General features: G+C 46.6%; 16 protein-coding genes. 10 read left to right on the forward strand and 6 right to left on the reverse strand.

The window, feature by feature from the left end:
- Window positions 1-105 precede the first annotated feature (105 nt).
- The 9 genes from AELLOGFF_RS06645 to AELLOGFF_RS06685 all read left to right on the forward strand — a co-directional run bounded on the left by AELLOGFF_RS06645 (window position 106) and on the right by AELLOGFF_RS06685 (window position 8,608).
- On the forward strand, window positions 106-501 hold the full coding sequence (locus AELLOGFF_RS06645) for an NINE protein (protein ID WP_159267937.1): 396 nt from the start codon (window positions 106-108) through the stop codon (window positions 499-501).
- 164 nt (window positions 502-665) lie between these two features.
- Window positions 666-1,865 (forward strand): glycosyltransferase, encoded by a 1,200-nt coding sequence (locus AELLOGFF_RS06650; protein ID WP_235035735.1) that lies wholly within the window; start codon window positions 666-668, stop codon window positions 1,863-1,865.
- A gap of 123 nt (window positions 1,866-1,988) precedes the next feature.
- The gene (locus AELLOGFF_RS06655; RefSeq protein WP_159267939.1) at window positions 1,989-2,744 is read left to right on the forward strand and encodes an amidohydrolase family protein; all 756 of its coding nucleotides are present in this window, start codon (window positions 1,989-1,991) and stop codon (window positions 2,742-2,744) included.
- Window positions 2,745-3,014: 270 nt separating this feature from the next.
- Entirely contained in the window at window positions 3,015-3,956 is a 942-nt protein-coding gene (gene cbiB, locus AELLOGFF_RS06660) for an adenosylcobinamide-phosphate synthase CbiB (protein ID WP_159267940.1), read from the forward strand.
- The gene (locus AELLOGFF_RS06665) at window positions 3,956-4,984 is read left to right on the forward strand and encodes an aminotransferase class I/II-fold pyridoxal phosphate-dependent enzyme (protein ID WP_235035747.1); all 1,029 of its coding nucleotides are present in this window, start codon (window positions 3,956-3,958) and stop codon (window positions 4,982-4,984) included. The genes cbiB and AELLOGFF_RS06665 overlap by 1 nt, the downstream gene beginning before the upstream one ends.
- An 11-nt stretch (window positions 4,985-4,995) precedes the next feature.
- Window positions 4,996-5,358: a TfoX/Sxy family protein gene (locus tag AELLOGFF_RS06670; protein ID WP_159267942.1), complete on the forward strand. Its 363-nt coding sequence runs from the start codon at window positions 4,996-4,998 to the stop codon at window positions 5,356-5,358.
- Between the two features lie 31 nt (window positions 5,359-5,389).
- The gene (locus AELLOGFF_RS06675; RefSeq protein ID WP_159267943.1) at window positions 5,390-5,713 is read left to right on the forward strand and encodes a BolA family protein; all 324 of its coding nucleotides are present in this window, start codon (window positions 5,390-5,392) and stop codon (window positions 5,711-5,713) included.
- Window positions 5,714-5,720: 7 nt separating this feature from the next.
- Window positions 5,721-6,665 carry a rhodanese-related sulfurtransferase gene (locus AELLOGFF_RS06680; protein ID WP_159267944.1) on the forward strand — a complete coding sequence of 315 codons (945 nt, stop codon included), beginning with the start codon at window positions 5,721-5,723 and terminating at the stop codon, window positions 6,663-6,665.
- Between the two features lie 239 nt (window positions 6,666-6,904).
- A complete protein-coding gene (locus tag AELLOGFF_RS06685) occupies window positions 6,905-8,608 on the forward strand; it encodes a WS/DGAT/MGAT family O-acyltransferase (RefSeq protein WP_159267945.1) in 1,704 nt (567 codons plus the stop codon).
- Between the two features lie 52 nt (window positions 8,609-8,660).
- Here the strand turns inward: AELLOGFF_RS06685 and AELLOGFF_RS06690 are convergent, their stop codons facing one another.
- The 6 genes from AELLOGFF_RS06690 to AELLOGFF_RS06715 form a co-directional block, all read right to left on the reverse strand.
- Window positions 8,661-8,930: a diguanylate cyclase domain-containing protein gene (locus AELLOGFF_RS06690; RefSeq protein ID WP_159267946.1), complete on the reverse strand. Its 270-nt coding sequence runs from the start codon at window positions 8,928-8,930 to the stop codon at window positions 8,661-8,663.
- Between the two features lie 72 nt (window positions 8,931-9,002).
- Window positions 9,003-10,391: a multicopper oxidase family protein gene (locus tag AELLOGFF_RS06695; RefSeq protein WP_159267947.1), complete on the reverse strand. Its 1,389-nt coding sequence runs from the start codon at window positions 10,389-10,391 to the stop codon at window positions 9,003-9,005.
- A 32-nt stretch (window positions 10,392-10,423) separates the two neighbouring features.
- Window positions 10,424-11,533, reverse strand: a complete 1,110-nt coding sequence (locus tag AELLOGFF_RS06700; RefSeq protein WP_159267948.1) for a DUF1513 domain-containing protein — start codon at window positions 11,531-11,533, stop codon at window positions 10,424-10,426.
- Window positions 11,534-11,562: 29 nt separating this feature from the next.
- Complete coding sequence (locus AELLOGFF_RS06705) at window positions 11,563-12,714, reverse strand: imelysin family protein (protein ID WP_159267949.1); 1,152 nt, start codon at window positions 12,712-12,714, stop codon at window positions 11,563-11,565.
- The gene (locus AELLOGFF_RS06710; protein ID WP_159267950.1) at window positions 12,714-14,132 is read right to left on the reverse strand and encodes a di-heme oxidoredictase family protein; all 1,419 of its coding nucleotides are present in this window, start codon (window positions 14,130-14,132) and stop codon (window positions 12,714-12,716) included. Before AELLOGFF_RS06710 ends, AELLOGFF_RS06705 begins: the two co-directional genes overlap by 1 nt.
- Before the next feature lie 3 nt (window positions 14,133-14,135).
- Window positions 14,136-15,404, reverse strand: coding sequence for an imelysin family protein (locus AELLOGFF_RS06715; protein ID WP_235035736.1), 1,269 nt, complete (start codon window positions 15,402-15,404; stop codon window positions 14,136-14,138).
- Between the two features lie 183 nt (window positions 15,405-15,587).
- Between AELLOGFF_RS06715 and AELLOGFF_RS06720 the strand changes: the two genes are divergently transcribed.
- Window positions 15,588-16,460: an HpcH/HpaI aldolase/citrate lyase family protein gene (locus AELLOGFF_RS06720; protein WP_159267951.1), complete on the forward strand. Its 873-nt coding sequence runs from the start codon at window positions 15,588-15,590 to the stop codon at window positions 16,458-16,460.
- The last annotated feature ends 20 nt before the right edge of the window (window positions 16,461-16,480 follow it).

Here is a 16,480-nt window from a genome sequence, read left to right on the forward strand (position 1 = left end):
TTCTGCTTGGTTTGGCGTAATCTTTAGCTCAAGGTCATAATCACCTACACTCTGCATCTGCTTTTTTGTCTGCGTCGCCGTATTTAGCACCAGGAGCTAAACTTGATGAATAATACCCATAGTAAAGTAGTTGGCTATATTTTATGGATATTTGGCTTTATGGGGGCGCATCGTTTTTACTACGGTAAACCTATAAGCGGAACGATCTATTTTTTTACCTTGGGTGTGTTTTTAATCGGTTGGCTCATCGATCTATTTCTTATTCCTAGCATGGATCGCAGTGCAGATTCGACATACGCATCGGGAACTACAAGTTATACGATGACTTGGGTGCTATTAACCTTTTTAGGGATATTTGGTTTACATCGTTTTTATATGGGTAAGTGGTTCACGGCAATTTTATATTTATTGACCGGCGGACTGTTTTTACTCGGTATCATTTATGACTATTGGACCTTGAATCAACAGATTAGTGAGAAAAATTCCTCTTTATTTTCCTAAGGGCTAGATTAAATGCTGGCAAGCAAGAGGGTTGCTTGTGTTGGTGAAAAAGATCATCTAGTCATGCTTATATACTGTCATATTTCTTCTCTAGGGTTTTAATGCAGGTTTTAGTGATAGGTTATGTTTGGCCAGAGCCAAATTCTTCAGCTGCCGGTAGGCGCATGATGGATTTGATTGGGGTATTCAAAGCGCGTGGCGCTCAGATTACTTTTGCGAGTGCCGCCCAGCGTGGTGAGCATAGTGTTGATCTTGAGGCGCAGGGTGTTGTCACCGCCAGTATCTCCTTAAATTGTTCTAGCTTCGATAGCTTTGTGGCTGAATTAAAACCAGAGGTGGTCATCTTTGACCGTTTTTTTACCGAAGAACAGTTTGGCTGGCGCGTTGAGCGCAGCTGTGCCTCAGCTTTACGCATACTCGACACTGAAGATTTACACTGTTTGCGCCACGCCAGGCATCAAGCCTTAAAACAAGGGCGGCAGGTTCAGCGCGAAGACTTCTTTGGCGAATTGGCACAGCGAGAAATTGCGGCAATTTGGCGTTGTGATTTAAGTCTTATTATTTCCGACTATGAGTTCAATCTTCTGCAGCATACTTTTGGGGTGGCCAAAGACGTGTTGCATTATTTGCCGTTGCTGGCATTGCGTGATGCTTACGATGTGAGTGAGTGGCGACGTTTTTCTGATCGTCAACATTGTGTTGTTATCGGTAATTTTCGGCACGCGCCAAATTGGGATGCCGTTCAATATTTACGATCTCAGATATGGCCAAAAATTCGTAAATCAATCCCCACGCTTGAATGTCATATTTACGGCGCTTACCCGCCGCCAAAAGCCTTGCAGCTACACAGTGAGAAACTAGGCTTTTTAGTTAAAGGTTGGGCTACCGACGCTGCCGCCGTGGTTGAGGGGGCGCGTTTATGTTTGGCACCATTGCGGTTTGGCGCTGGTCAGAAAGGAAAGTTACTTGAGGCGATGGAGTGCGGAACACCGTCTATTACCAGTGATATTGGCGCTGAGGGTATGCATGGAGAGATGCCTTGGTGTGGGGCTATTGTGAAAGACTCCGCGCAATTTGCAGAGGATTTTGCGGCTGCAGTGCTGCGGTTTTATGAAGACCAAGCTGCTTGGCAAGCTGCGCAACTACAAGGGCGGGCGCTCATTGCTTCGCGTTTTTCTCGTAATGCGCATTTGGCGCAGTTTGAACAGCGAATTGATGAATTACTCCCCCAGCTTGAGCGACACAGAATGCTGCATTTTAACAGCGTGATGCTCCGCCACCAAACACTGAAAAGCCACCAGTATATGTCGCAGTGGATCGAGGCAAAAAACCGCTTGGCCGCGGTAGATGGCGATGTTTTATGAGCATTGCATTTAACGTATAAATCTGCGAATGTTGTTTAGCTTTACAGTTTGTTTTTCATCTAATAATAAAATGATGCTGGTGCGCAGGCTTTTTAAAGTATAGCTGGCGGAGGTGGGAGCGGTATGCAGCACATGATTTTTGATGCGCATTTACACATAATTGATCCGGTCTTTCCACTGGTTAGCAATGACGGGTATATTCCAGAGGCTTTCACTGTTGACGACTACGTAGGTCAAACGGCGTCGCTAGGAGTAGGTGGTGGCGCGGTAGTGTCGGGGTCATTTCAAACCTTTGATCAAAGTTATCTAGTGACCGCATTAGCCGCATTGGGACCTACTTTTGTAGGGGTAACGCAGCTCCCTTTTTCGGTGAGTGATGAAGATTTAATCCTATTGGCGGGGCACGGTGTTAGAGCCGTTCGCTTTAATTTACGGCGAGGTGGCTCTGAAACGAGTGAGCATCTATGCGAGTTCGCGCACCGTATTTATGATCTACTGGGTTGGCATATTGAAATTTATGCTGATTGTAAAACATTAGATAGTCTTGCCGGTAAATTGTGTCAGCTACCGGCTGTTAGTATTGATCATCTTGGCCTGTCAAAGGCAGGTTTACCGCTACTGTATCAGCTTGCTGAAAATGGTGTCAGGGTAAAGGCTACGGGGTTTGGCAGGGTGGATTTTGCCGTCAGTCAAGCCATCAGGCGTTTATATGATATTAACCCTGATGCCCTGATGTTTGGTACCGACCTACCCTCCACTCGATCTCCACGCGCGTTTAATCCAGTGGATATTGAAATTATTGGCAATGCGCTTGGGGATGCTGCAACAAAGAAGGTGCTGTGGGATAATGCGGCCGCTTTTTATCGACTTGGCGTGTGAGTAGGTTCATATAAAACGTTGCTCGTCGCTACAAGGTATTTATTGTTATTCAACCCTCTGATTTATGCTATGCATCAAGCTGCAAGTAGGCGGGTTTGTGTAGAGTATTGATGGTGTGCATTTGGGTTTTGAATATTATCATCCCTGATAAACACGCAGAATCCATGAGTAGAGTATGTATCAACCAAGCATTAATCCCTCTGTCGTGTTATTTCTCTTACGTCCTAGTTTAAATCAACGTGATCAATTTTCAGCCTTGAGCTCTTTGTCATGTTAACGGCGACTGCTTATGTCGCCGCCGTTTGCTTGTCGTCAGTACTGCTTGATCGACTTCTTGGTGAGCTGCGCAGCTGGCATCCCTTAGTTGGTTTTGGTAACGCAGCTAAATGGCTTGAGCGGTTATTAAATCGCCCTAGCTCTGCCTTTGGATTGAGAGCACTTGGCGTTTTAGCTTGGTTTTTATTAGTCCTTCCTCCGGTGTTATTGGCTTGGTTGCTACGTTATTACTTAGCACAATATTCAGTGGTGCCGGTGTTTGTTTTGGATGTTTTGATACTCTATTGGGCAATTGGTTGGCGTAGTTTATGTGAGCATATTCGACCTATAGGTTTGGCTTTGGCTGCGGGGGACGTTTCTACAGCTCGGGTTAAAGTAGGTTATTTAGTCAGTCGTGACACAGCAGGGTTGGACGAGGAGCAGATATTGGCTGCGAGCATGGAGACCACGCTAGAAAATAGTAATGACGCTTTATTTGGATCCTTATTTTGGTTTGCAGTCGCTGGGCCGGCGGGTGTTGTATTACACCGTTTAGCGAATACATTAGACGCGATGTGGGGTTATAAAAATAGCCGATATTATTATTATGGTTGGTGGGCTGCACGCAGTGATGATCTGCTTAATTTTATACCTGCACAACTAACTGCATTTGGATTTAGTGTGCTGGCGTTATCGCGACGAGGGTTTGTGTGCTGGTTTGGGCAAGGTTGGCGTTGGAAAAGTATTAACGCTGGTTCAGTGATGGCAAGTGGCGCGGCTTCCCTTAATGTTCGCCTAGGCGGCGAGGCTAGTTATCATGGTGAAACACGACAACGCGCCGACCTGGGGTGTGGATCTAAACCGGCCGTGAAAGATATAGAACGGAGCATTGCTTTGATAAATCGGCTCCTGGTGTGGTGGTTTATTGTTTTGCTGATGATGGGAGTATTGGTGTGATGGATATCCCAAAACACGGCGGCGACCCCATCGGTCTTCCAGATACTGGGTCAAATGCTCCGATGCTGGACTTGGCTACTGGGGTAAATCCTTGGGTATGGCCTGTGCCTACGCCACCGATAGAATGTTACGGTAAGTTGCCTTATTTTAGTGAGGCATTACAGCAGGCTGCAGCTCAGTACTATGGCGTTGCTGCAGAACATATTTTAGCCACTGCGGGAAGTCAGCCCGTTATTCAGCTTTTGCCTTCTCTCGCGTCTAAGGGGCGAGTATTGCTTCCCGCCGTTGGGTACGAAGAACATCGTTTTCGCTGGCAATTGGCTGGTCATAACGTATTTCGTTTTGAGTGCTATGGGCGTGATGTCATTGCCGAGCACATTTGTCGTGATTCGATAACACATTTAGTGCTGATCAGCCCTAATAATCCTAGTACCCACCAAGTGACAGTAGATGACTTAATATACTGGCGAACATTATTGCCGGATAATGGCATGCTCGTCGTCGACCAAGCATTTGCTGATGCCAACCCAGAAAGTGATGTGTCGGCCTTAGCGGGTGAGCAAGGCATTGTTTTACTGCGCTCGGTTGGTAAGTTCTTTGGTTTGCCGGGGCTTAGATTGGGTTTTGTACTGGCTCATTCACAGTTGTTAGCAGAGCTTGATCGTCAGCTGGGTCCGTGGGCGGTAAGTGGTCCTGCGCAATGGATTGGTCAGCGAGCGCTGGTGGATGATAATTGGCAGCAGCAGATGCTTAAAACATTGCAGTGCACTTCTACAGCACAGGCAGAAATACTAGCCGCAACGTTTAGAGACAGCGATGTACGCTGTCTTAAGTCGGGGCTGTTTATAAGCTTGGTAATGCCACTTGAAAAAGCTAAGCGATTGCAGCTTGCATGTTATCAAGTTGGCTTGTCAGTTAGGGTCTACCACTGTGGTGGAGAAGGGTATATGCGCTGGGGATTGGCAAAAGATAGTGATGAGCTGGCTCGTCGGCTTAGTCTACTGGATCCAAACCTGCTCGCTGCGTAGAGGAGACTGATATGGCAGCTGATTCGGCATTTATTAACTACCTGATGGAGCAACTGCAGTGGGTAGGTCCTGTGAAAGGGCGAAAAATGTTTGGGGGCTATGGGGTGTTTTTAGAGGGGCTGATGTTCGCTTTAGTCATTGATAATACCCTCTATTTGAAGATTGATAATGATAGTAAACGCGATTTTGACGCGCTTGGCTTGCCGCCTTTTACTTATTTACGTGGTGAAAAAACCATCGCGCTATCCTACTACCAAGCTCCAGAAGAAGCCCTTGATGATATGGATATGTTGATTGTCTGGGCAAATCGAGCCTACCAAGCTGCACTGCGTAGTGCGGCTGAAAAAAGTAAGAAACCGGCCAGACGTGTATAATACCCACCGATTTGGGCCCTGAGGTTTGTATATGGTTATTCAGCAAAGTATTACCGAGAAGCTACAGGCGGCGTTGAGCCCGCAATACCTTGATGTGGTTAATGAGAGCCATATGCATAGCGTACCGGCAAATTCTGAGACACATTTTAAGTTAGTGATTGTCACGGATGCCTTTAACGCAAAACGCAAGGTGGCCCGCCAACAACACGTTTATCAGCTACTCGCCGAAGAGCTAGCAGGACCAGTTCATGCCTTGGCAATGCACACCTACACACCTGATGAGTGGCAAGATAGAGCGGCTCCGGCACCGGATTCTCCAAATTGTTTAGGTGGTAGTAAAAAGGACCAAGGTTAAGACTCATATGGATCAGTTTGTTGTAGCGGCATTATATAAATTTGTTAGCCTCCCTAATTACCATGATATGCGTGAGCCCTTGCTTGAGGTTTGCTTAAGTGCTGGTGTTAAAGGCACGTTATTACTGGCTAGTGAAGGCTTAAATGGCACAATTGCGGGATCTCGTGATGGTGTTGATTGTGTACTCGCGTATTTACGGAATGACGATCGCTTAACAGACCTGAGTCACAAAGAATCTTTTGATAATGAGCAACCTTTTTATCGTATGAAGGTAAAGCTCAAGAAAGAAATTGTCACCATGGGCGTTGAGGGCATAGACCCCAATGAAGTAGTGGGTAGTTATGTGAAGCCTGCTGATTGGAATGCCTTGATTTCTGACCCCGATGTTTTATTAATTGATACTAGAAATGATTATGAAGTAGATATTGGGAGCTTCCGTGGTGCTGTTGATCCAAAAACCACGAGTTTTAGAGAGTTTCCAGAATACGTCCGAGCACATTACAAACCCCAGCAACATAAAAAAGTCGCGATGTTTTGCACAGGAGGTATTCGCTGTGAAAAGGCCTCAGCGTTTATGAAGCAGGAAGGCTTTGATGAGGTTTATCATCTCGAAGGCGGTATTCTAAAATATTTGGAAGAAGTACCTGAGCAAGAAAGTTTGTGGCAGGGAGAATGCTTTGTTTTTGATAATAGAGTGTCGGTAACCCATGGTTTAGCGACGGGCCAGCATGATTTATGTCATGGTTGTCGTCGGCCCATAAATGACACTGACAAGCAAAGTGAGTTTTATGAAGAGGGGGTGACATGCCCAGCTTGTTTTAATGTGATAACCGAGGATCAAAAGAAACGATTCCGCGACCGTCAGAAGCAGGTGGAGCTTGCACGTTTACGCAATGAGGAACATGTGGGCGCTCCACCGCCAGCACGTCAGCGCAAAGCGCGGGCGGACTAGCTATTTAAGCCCCACGTGCCTACCCAATAGAAATTAGAGCGCTGCCGGGGCTTATAGCCAGTGCCTTTTTTCGAATTCCCGTCACACTGGCCTCAGTTTTAACCTTATCCAGCGGTTATTTGCCGCGCTATCCATTTGAATTACTTTGATCCTTTTATAATTGATGTACTATGTCTGAAGACTCTTTCATGCAAATCACATGAAAAGGGTCAGGCTATTACAATAAGAGGGTTTTTTGCATGAAGCAGCTAGGCGTCTTAGATTCCGCATTTATCAATTTGGAGCACCCAAACACCCCACAACATGTGGGCGGTTTAGGTATTTATGACCCTTCAACGGCGCCAGGTGGTTTTGTCCGGTTTAAGGGGGTAATCGCCAATTTTGAACGCCGTCTCTCAAAGCACACTATTTTTCGTTCTAGACTGCTCAAGGTGCCCGGAAATTTAGATCGGCCCTATTGGGTTGAAGATGCTAATTTTGATGTTGAATTCCATATCCGTCATATCGCACTTCCGCAACCCGGTGACTGGCGTCAGCTTTGTATCTTAGTAGCAAGGCTTCACGCACGGCCGCTGGATATGAATAGGCCGCTTTGGGAGGCCTATATTATTGAAGGTTTAGATAATATTCCTGGCGTTCCCAAAGGTGGCTTTGCGATTTATACCAAAATGCATCATTCCCTCGTGGACGGCGCCGGAGGATCTTCCATTATGTCGGTGATCCATGACCTTGAACCTGACCCCTCAGCGGTGCCGCAAGGGCCTAGTGTTGTTAGCGTTGATGTTTCGCCAGGTGCTATGTATTTAGCGACAGCCTCAGCACTGAATAACGTAAAAAATGGTGTTCGAATGCTCACAGGGGGCGCCGGCGTATTACGTGATTTAGGGAAAATGGCGATAGGTATGGCCCAAAAGAAAATACCGCTTCCCTCCATTGCCTCACCACGGACGCGGTTTAATACACCTGTTGGGCCATATCGTGTTTTTGAGGCGGCGGAGTTTCCACTAAACGATGTGAAGTTTTTAAAGGACTTTGCAGGCGTTAAAATTAATGACGTGGTGCTTTGTATCGTTGCTGGTGGCTTGCGTCATTACTTGCGCCACCATGATGAGCTACCTGATCAAAGTTTGTCGGTGTCTATCCCCCTAGATATGCGCACTCGACGTGGGATGACCAATGAAAACAATCAGATTGGCTCTGTTTTTGTCGATTTACACACCAATATTCATGATCCATTGGACAGATTAAAGGCAATTTATAGGAGTTCGCAAGAAGCTAAAGTTTACGGTGAAAATTCGCCCTTAGTTGATGTTTTAAAATTGGCTGGTGTTATGTCGCCGGCAATAACGCGCCCCTTGGTGAATAGCTACTCAAATAATCAATGGACGCGGCATTTACCGCTTGGCATCAGTTCAGTGGTCTCCAATGTGGCTGGGCCGAATTTCCCACTTTATTCGGCCGGTGCTCAGATGGTGCGATATTACGGTTTGGGTTTATTAACGCCTGGGGTGGGCCTGTTTCATTTAATTTTTAGTTCCAATGGCATTATGACAATGTCAATTCTTGGTGATAGGGACGCTATGCCCGATCCTGCATTTTATCGAGAATGTATAGAAAAGGCATTTTCAGAATTATTGGCGGCGGTTAAGCCAGATGAAAATACAGAGAAAGTCCCAACTACCAAGGCCAATACTGTTAAGACAGTAAAGAAGAGAGAAGTAAAGCCAGCCCTCAACAAGGTTGACGAGGGGGGCGTTTCATCGCCTCGGCGTCGAGTGAAGCCAAGAGGGGTAACTCCGACTAAAAAGCCCGTCGCTAGGAAAGCAAAGAGTAAAACTACGGCTACGGCAGCTGGTAAATCGAAAGATCTCGGTACTATAGCTGAGCGCAAAGTGGTAAACATGAGTACCAAAGCAATATCAGAAAATGCAAAATCTCAGTGATGGCAATGCTAGTAGAATGATTCTCGCAGGCTTATAAGGATTGGGTGGTTTTTTAATAGCTGACCTGATTCCGCCCTTTATGCTTTGCAGTGTAAAGGGCGTTATCTGCTTGGGTAATGAGGAGTTCTGCGGTTGTTTTATCATTAATCTCAGAGGTTGCAGCGCCTGCGCTAACCGTAACACGGTCGGTAATAGGGCTGCTTGAATGAGGAATATACTGCTCGAATAAACTACGTATAACTCTGTTAGCGAGTTCTATGGTGGCAGCTCGGCCGCTATCAAGTAAGAGAACAATGTACTCCTCGCCCCCGGTACACACCACAACTATGAAAACCTCGACTTAGGCAGCTATAAGCTATCCTTAAGGTAACCGCAGATGTTTTTGCCAGGTGTGTTATTTAATTGTGATATAACCCATCAGTCCGGTTTTCATATGCTCAATCACATGGCAATGAAACATCCATTTTCCCGGGTTGTCAGCAACGAAAGCGATTTTAGCGTGTTCATTTTTTTCTAATAGAATGGTGTCGGTGTGGAAGGGGGTAATATCTTTTTTATCGGATTCTAAGACGGTAAATATTAAACCGTGTAAATGAATTGGATGGTGGTGTGGTGTCGCATTGTGTAACTCAAAGATGTAGCTTTTGCCAAGTTTAAGTATTGCTAGTGGATCGGGTAAGTCTTGATGGCTATGATCACTCCAGGCGCGGCGGTTGATCAACCAAAAATTGTGATCAACTTGTCCCTTTGTATTGCTGGGTGATAGCGCACCAGCCCATTCAAAAGCGAAATTTAATGTTTTAGCTGATAACAGGTCTGGCGCCGGGACGGGGTTGAGGGGGAGGGCTGGAATCCCCATTTTTACTTTACTCGTCTTTGTTGGTGGGACGGTTTTTAATCGACAGATTTCTAGGCCAAAGCGGCCTTTCATATCAAATATAGGTATTTCTGCGCCAATCTCGTTTGGGCTAATGTAGCCAAGGTCTAGACGCATGCCTGCACCTGTAGGATGAGAGTCGAGGGCGATTGGCACGGCAATAGGGTTGCCGTCAATCGCAATAATTTGAGCACTTTCATTTCGCATACTTAGATTAAAAACACGGGTGTTGTCCATGTTTAGAATGCGTAGCCTTAGTCGTTCACCAGCGGGAACATCAATTGTTGGCTTAAGTTGGCCGTTAACAGTAGCGATTGTACCTAAGGTGCCGTCGCGGAATGCTTCTCGTGGTATGGAGAGCGGTAAGTAGCTGCCGTCCTTGTTAAGACGCCAATCTTTCAAACCAATGATGACGTCGTGATAATCCTGCGGGATTGTTTCCTCTACGATCAATGCACCAACCAGCCCTTTACCTAATTGTTCAACGCTATTCATGTGGGGGTGGTACCAGAATGTGCCGGCATCCGGACACGTGAATTCATATAAAAAAGTACCGCCAGCGGGAACGGGTGCTTGGGTTAGATGGGGAACACCATCCATATTGTTTTCAATGCGTATGCCATGCCAATGTATGGTAGTGGGCTCGTTAAGTTTGTTAATAAACATAACTCGCAGAGTTTGCCCCTGTTTTGCACGAATAAGTGGGGCGGGGAATTGGCCATTAAAGCCAAGAATGTCACTGTCGCCGTTTGGCGCGATACGCGCTTTAGCGGGCTCTGCGGTTAATATATAGTCGTATTCCGCTCTGCCGGCGTTTTCGCCTGAGCTCATTGCAAGTGTCAATATTGGCAGATTGGCTCCAGCAAGGCTTACCGCCGCTGTTTTTAACAAGGTCCTGCGTTTCATCTTGTCTCCGGTGCGGTGATTAAGCTAATTACTTATACGCGTAATGTGAGATGGTTGTCCCAGTGTGTACCGGCGCGATAGGCAAGCTGTTTGAGTGCGTTGGTGCCGGGTGTGAGGGCAAGTAATTGACCATTGCCATTGCTTAGAATGAATTGTTGGTAGGCAGCATCATACACGGCACCGGCTACGTCACGAAGCGTCCAGACTTGATGCAAAGACTGTTTTTGGATATTCCATAAACAAACTACATTGTCTCGGGGGCAGGTAGTGACGGCCCATGCGCCTTCGCTATCAATACACACACTGGCGATATAATCTTTTTTAAACTGTAGGGGTAGCTCGGCGGTATCCATGGCGACTAAAGGCTGGCCACGTCGGTGGCTGAATACGAGGGCATTGTTTGATGGTAGTGGCCCTTGGAATTGGGCTCCGACAATGACGGTGCCATCAGGACTAACATCCAAATGGCGGAGACTGAGCTGATAGTGTGGTGCCGATATTTTCTCGATAACTTTTTGATCGCTCAAATTAATATAATGTAGAGCCGAAGCAAGGCTGTCTGGGTTGAGGGTTTCACGCTCGCTTGAGGGCAGGGTTTTGATACCGCCGATGGCAACCACCAAGGTGTCACCATCAGGCATAAGCGCTAGTTCATGGGGGCCGATACCTTCGCAATCAATATGGCCAAGGCAGTGGTAGTCGTTGTCGCATTGGTAAATTCCAATACTGCCCGTTCCGTCGTTTGCGACATTATTTTCAGTGGTATAGAGGTAGTGACCGTCTTTACTGATGCAGCCATGTCCATAGTAGTGGAAACCTTTTTCACTCTTTATGGTGTGCAGTAAAGCGCCGTTATCAGCGTCAATAATGTATAGCTCTCTGCCTGGGCGTCGGGAAAAAAAGACCAGTTCGTTACGTTGGCGGTGGTAGACGCTATCATGGCCGCGATGCGGAATAGCTTGAGAATACTCCCAATGGTTTTGCTTCCACACCCCAATGTGATTTCCGCTAGCGTCTGTCGCGGCACTAATAATAGGGCTGAACTCATTTTTGTCTTGTGCCTGAGCTCCAGTCGTTGACTTAAGTATAAGCGGTGCCGATAACAGTGCGGCGCTGCGAAATATAAATTGACGTCGATGCATAGCTATACCCTCGCTAAAGTTGTGAATACTTAATCCCCATCCTTAGAATTAAACCCAAGGCTAACACCTAGGGCAGCGGGTAATTCGTTTCGGAGTAAGGCAAGTAATTTAGCTAATTCATTATGAAGGGTTAGTAGTGATGGGCGTTGTTCAGGAATATTGGCAATACTGAATAAACTATTATCTATGGCCGATGCAGCCGCGATGCTTTTTTCAAAGCCTTGTTTGATTTTCTCACTCAGCGGACCTTGTTGTTTCGCTTCGTTTAAATAATCGTCAATACCATAAGCCTCGCCGCCATTAAAAATATGTTCGAGTGTTTTCAAATTAATGATGATCGCTTCTTTTGAGTATTGGCTGCGCCACCATTCAAGTTGATAAATTTGGGTTTGTGGCGCTCTAGATTGAGTGTTATTGCTGGTAGTGATGGCTAGCGGGTTTTCAAGTTTATCGCGCTTTATTAACTCTATTCCCGAAACTAGGGTGTCGAGTAAATAGGCAATGGCAACATTGTCGTCTGGGAACTCAGGGTTTTTCTCACCGGTTGAGGTAAATGTGGCAAGGTAGTTGCCACCTTCTGCGTGCCAGTCGTTGTAAAGGCCGTTGGCAACAGCTTGAAGGTGTGAGGTGACCGCTACCAGTAATTCACAGCGTCGCTGACCTTGTGGCTCACTATAGCGAGTTTGTTGGCCGGCTTTGCTATCAAATAAGAGATATTCCAATGACGACAGCCCCTGTACGACGACGCTAGCATCATCCACACGCTCAAGCGTTAGTGGCTCTTCAGTTTTTAATAATGCCTCAACTTTTCTTGCGATTAGGTTTTTCTTATCTGGCCAAAACTGTATTTTCCACGCCTGATTGTCGATCATCAGTGGTCCAAATTGGATGTTTTGTACGGCTGACCATCGCTCGGTAGTTGATTTCCAATGGGACTGTAGTTGCTCGTATTTGCTATTGTCGTTGGGTGCCTGGCAGAAGGTTTCTGCCGCTGTTGCAAGGGACTGGCTCGCTAGGCTTAATGATTGGTAGTTATCGACAATACCGCTGGCTGTGGCGTCTAGTAGTATCTTGGAGCTTGGAGGGGGGCTGCAGGCTGCAACGGCGATTATGCTGAGGCCTGCCATTACTGCACGTTTACTTGGTTTACTTAAAAGTAAGTTCATCGCTGAAAAGATCATTAAAGAGCCTTAAGAAAATGTAAGAGGGCGGTAAGGTCAGCCTGTGAAAGTTGCGTAAAGCGCAGTCTACTCTGTTCTGCTTCGCCTGCATGCCAGAGTATGGCTTCGCTGATAGAGCGAGCGCGGCCATCGTGGAGTAAACGGGTATTGTCAGGATTTTCTGTCCGCATGCCAAGCCCCCAGAGCGGTGCAGTACGCCATTCATTGCCTGGGGTGTGATCACTGGGATGCGAGTCGGCAAGCGCGGCGCCCATATCATGCAAAAGTAAGTCACTAAAAGGATATATGGCTTCGTTTACATCATGTTGGGTGAGCGAGGCCTGCCCATGTTCCGTTTCGATAAAATTAGCTTTGGAGGGGCCTATATTAAACGTGGGTATATGGCATCCGGCGCAGCCTAGTTTATTGAAAACAACACTCCCTTGTTGACTTAAATCGTCGTGACTAGCCGCTGGTACAGCCAGATTGGCGATGTAATTTGTCACTGCCAAAAGGAGTTTGTCACTGATATCCAGTTCTGCGGTGTTCTTGGTTTCTTGTGATGGCTGTTTGGGGTGTAGCGAAGAAGTGATTCCCATGTCTTCAAAAAAAGCGAGGGCAACTTGCTGGTGCAAACTAGTTTGACTGGCTTTCCAGCCAAATCGTCCCAGGCGTTTATGATTGCTGGTCTTACTTTGGCGTAAATTGGCTTGTCCAGAGATACCGTCTTTATTGCGATCATTCGGGTCGCTATTCGCCAAAATGTCAGCATCGCTGATACGATCTAATAAGCCCATGCCTATCAATGCTGGAGCAAGTCTGGCTGATACGGGTATATGCGGCATACCTGCAATAAAAAATTGCCGTTGAGACAATTGATACTGCTTGTTAGCGATTGATAACCTGCTGTTTTTTGTTTGCCAATCTATTTGACCTTCTGGCTCCACTCCGAAGACGGCCCTATCTTGCAATTGCTCGCCAAATTTTTGGGGAGTCGACTCTAGTCGTAATATAAGCCCGTTGCCGTTAGGTGGAAGTTGTCCTTGGCCATTGTGTTTGTGACAGCTTGTACAGCTATTGGCGTTAAAAAGCGGACCGAGGCCATCTCTGGCGGTTGTTGTTGCTGGTGAAGTTATCCAGGCTTGTTTTGCAAAGCTTTTACCCACGGCCCACTCTAGTTGTTGTTCCAATGTGAGCAGAGGTTGAGGGCGTTCTAAACTTTGTCTGCCTCGGTTTGAAATAGTGTAACGCCCACCTTGGTCATTACTTAAGGGGTGGAGAGTAGAGCTCTTAATGCTGGGTGTTACGGTGGGGCTAGCATCTTCCATGCGAGGCGTTTTTTCAGCACAAGCCGTGCCGGTCAGGGCGATGAAAGAAAGGATAAGTAAGTTACATCGCCTTTTTATCTGACCGTTGTTGTTTGTGCGGTTCAGGAACAAGTATTAAATTCCGGTTGCGGTCGGATCAATGCCGATGGCAGCTGAGGCCTGCTCGATAGCGCGGGTTTGGCTTACTAACGCATCAAGAATATTACTTAAAATTTCTTCGCCGCGTTTATTACCTTCGGCAATCATCATGTCAAATTTCATGGGCTTGTCTTTGGCTTCAGCTGCATTGCTTAATACCGTAAGTGCTGTCATTGTTTTGTTCAGTGCTTGTTGTGTCTCTTTATCCGCATCAATATTTGCCTTGGCAACTAAGCTACTGAGCGATGGACCAGACAAGGTGGAGCCATCTAGACGACGATACTTTCCAAGATAGATGTTTTGAATACCTAAACCATTGTAATAATGTGACCAGTGGGTGTTATCACTAAAGCAGTCGTGCTCATCCTCGGTGGAGTTGGCTTCTAGCGATACTTTTATGCGCTCGCCACCAAGCTCTCCTAGAGATAATGAGCCTAGGCCGTATAACATTCGCGCTAGAACGATATCGTTGTCCATGGCGAGTAACTCACTACGATAATTATCTTCAATATCCGCAGCCCATTGTGTGCTCATACCTTGAAGATCTTCGACTAACATCGTGGTTGCGGTGAGAAGATAGGCAGCGCGGCGATTACAATTACCATGCGTGCATTGCTCGGAGTCTAGGTAATCAGTGTAGGGGCGTTCTCCTGCGCCGATATTGTGGCCATTAAGGTCCTGTCCCCAGAGTAAAAATTCAATGGCATGGTAGCCGGTGGTGACATTGGCAGCGGAACCGCCTAGTTCGTGCAAGCTGCGCAGTAATTCGGCATTGATCTGGCTGGCATCAATGACTTCGCCACCAAGGGTGATTGTTTCGTTGGCAATAATATTTAGCTCTGCGCCAATATTGCCTAGGGCAAAGAAATAATCGTCGCTAACATAATCAATTAAGCCTTCATCGAGTGGCCAGCTATTTAACTGACCTTCCCAATCGTCAACGATGGGGTTACCAAAACGAAATGCCTCACTTTGCTGGTAGGCTTTACGCGCCGTTTTCCATGCGGTTTTTGCTGCGTTAAGGGTGTTTTGGCTTGGTGAATTTACCAAGGCTTCGATGCTTGTTTTTAAGGCTATGGCACTTAATTCTGCGTCGCTGTATATCGCGTAAGCCATATTCGTATAGTGAACCGCGACGGCATGCTTATCGTTGTTGTCTATTGGTTGAGGTGTTGCTGCATAGACACTAAAGGTCAGTGTCATTGCATAGAAAACACATAGAATTTGCCGTAACAGGATTAACATGGAAAATCTCCGCGGATGGGTAACAATGCGGGCATAATGCCGAGCTAGACATTCTACCCGTTATTGATAATGATTCGCAATTGATCCGAAGAGAAAAGCCGCGTTAAGTCGTTTGCTTTTTGCCACTTTCGTGTAGAGAGGGCTGTGGTAAACTTTCCATTTCACCCTGAGACGTATTGAACAATGGCTAACAATCCTAGACGCTCTTTACTTTATATGCCCGGCTCGAATACCAGAGCGTTAGAAAAAGCACGCAGTCTGGATGCCGACGTGCTTATTCTTGATTTGGAAGATGCGGTATCCCCCGCACAGAAGAGTTATGCGCGAGAACAGGTGTTAGCTGCGGTGACGGCGGGTGGCTACGGGCCAAGAGAACTTGTCGTGCGAGTAAATGGTTTTGATACCGAGTGGGGGCGCAAAGATATTGAAGCATTTGCTAACGCGCCTATATCAGCGCTTTGTTTACCTAAAGTAGAGTCTGCCGCGGAAATTCATGCTGTAGTACAGGTGTTACAGCAGGCGGGTGCTAATTCGAAAATTAAATTATGGGCAATGGCAGAAACACCGCGTGGTATTTTGGCGGTAAATGACATTGCTGGCGCACATCCGCGAATGGACGGAATTGTTTTAGGGACCTCTGATTTGGCGAAGGATTTGCGTGTTCCGCATACCGCACAACGTTTAGGTATGCTGACATCGCTGGGAATTTGCGTATTGGCTGCGCGCGCCCATGGTATTGATGTCTTTGATGGTGTTCATTTAGATCTAGAAGATGAGCAGGGCTTATTATTTGCTTGTGAGCAGGGTGTTGAGCTTGGATTTGATGGCAAGACTCTAATTCATCCCAAACAATTAGCCATTACTAATCAGGCTTTTTCTCCCTCTGAGGCGGTTATAGCACGGGCGAGTAAAATTAAAGCTGCGTGGCAAAATGCGGAGGCTGAAGGCAAGGGCGTGGTACTTGTTGATGGACGGTTAGTTGAAGCCTTACATGTTGAAGAGGCCGTGCGAGTGCTGGCTATAGCTCAACAGATAGCTGAGCGCGATTCAAAATAGCCCTACTTACTGACGGCTTA

The organism is Zhongshania aliphaticivorans, assembly GCF_902705875.1.
Lineage (GTDB): Bacteria > Pseudomonadota > Gammaproteobacteria > Pseudomonadales > Spongiibacteraceae > Spongiibacter > Spongiibacter aliphaticivorans_A.

Coding starts and splice junctions, on each gene's coding strand:
- cbiB (WP_159267940.1), top strand. CDS start 3,015: ATGTTAACGGCGACTGCTTATGTCGCCGCCGTTTGCTTGTCGTCAGTA.
- AELLOGFF_RS06645 (WP_159267937.1), top strand. CDS start 106: ATGAATAATACCCATAGTAAAGTAGTTGGCTATATTTTATGGATATTT.
- AELLOGFF_RS06675 (WP_159267943.1), top strand. CDS start 5,390: ATGGTTATTCAGCAAAGTATTACCGAGAAGCTACAGGCGGCGTTGAGC.
- AELLOGFF_RS06685 (WP_159267945.1), top strand. CDS start 6,905: ATGAAGCAGCTAGGCGTCTTAGATTCCGCATTTATCAATTTGGAGCAC.
- AELLOGFF_RS06695 (WP_159267947.1), bottom strand. CDS start 10,391: ATGAAACGCAGGACCTTGTTAAAAACAGCGGCGGTAAGCCTTGCTGGA.
- AELLOGFF_RS06680 (WP_159267944.1), top strand. CDS start 5,721: ATGGATCAGTTTGTTGTAGCGGCATTATATAAATTTGTTAGCCTCCCT.
- AELLOGFF_RS06720 (WP_159267951.1), top strand. CDS start 15,588: ATGGCTAACAATCCTAGACGCTCTTTACTTTATATGCCCGGCTCGAAT.
- AELLOGFF_RS06700 (WP_159267948.1), bottom strand. CDS start 11,533: ATGCATCGACGTCAATTTATATTTCGCAGCGCCGCACTGTTATCGGCA.
- AELLOGFF_RS06715 (WP_235035736.1), bottom strand. CDS start 15,404: ATGTTAATCCTGTTACGGCAAATTCTATGTGTTTTCTATGCAATGACA.
- AELLOGFF_RS06670 (WP_159267942.1), top strand. CDS start 4,996: ATGGCAGCTGATTCGGCATTTATTAACTACCTGATGGAGCAACTGCAG.
- AELLOGFF_RS06650 (WP_235035735.1), top strand. CDS start 666: ATGATGGATTTGATTGGGGTATTCAAAGCGCGTGGCGCTCAGATTACT.
- AELLOGFF_RS06665 (WP_235035747.1), top strand. CDS start 3,956: ATGGATATCCCAAAACACGGCGGCGACCCCATCGGTCTTCCAGATACT.
- AELLOGFF_RS06655 (WP_159267939.1), top strand. CDS start 1,989: ATGCAGCACATGATTTTTGATGCGCATTTACACATAATTGATCCGGTC.
- AELLOGFF_RS06705 (WP_159267949.1), bottom strand. CDS start 12,714: ATGATCTTTTCAGCGATGAACTTACTTTTAAGTAAACCAAGTAAACGT.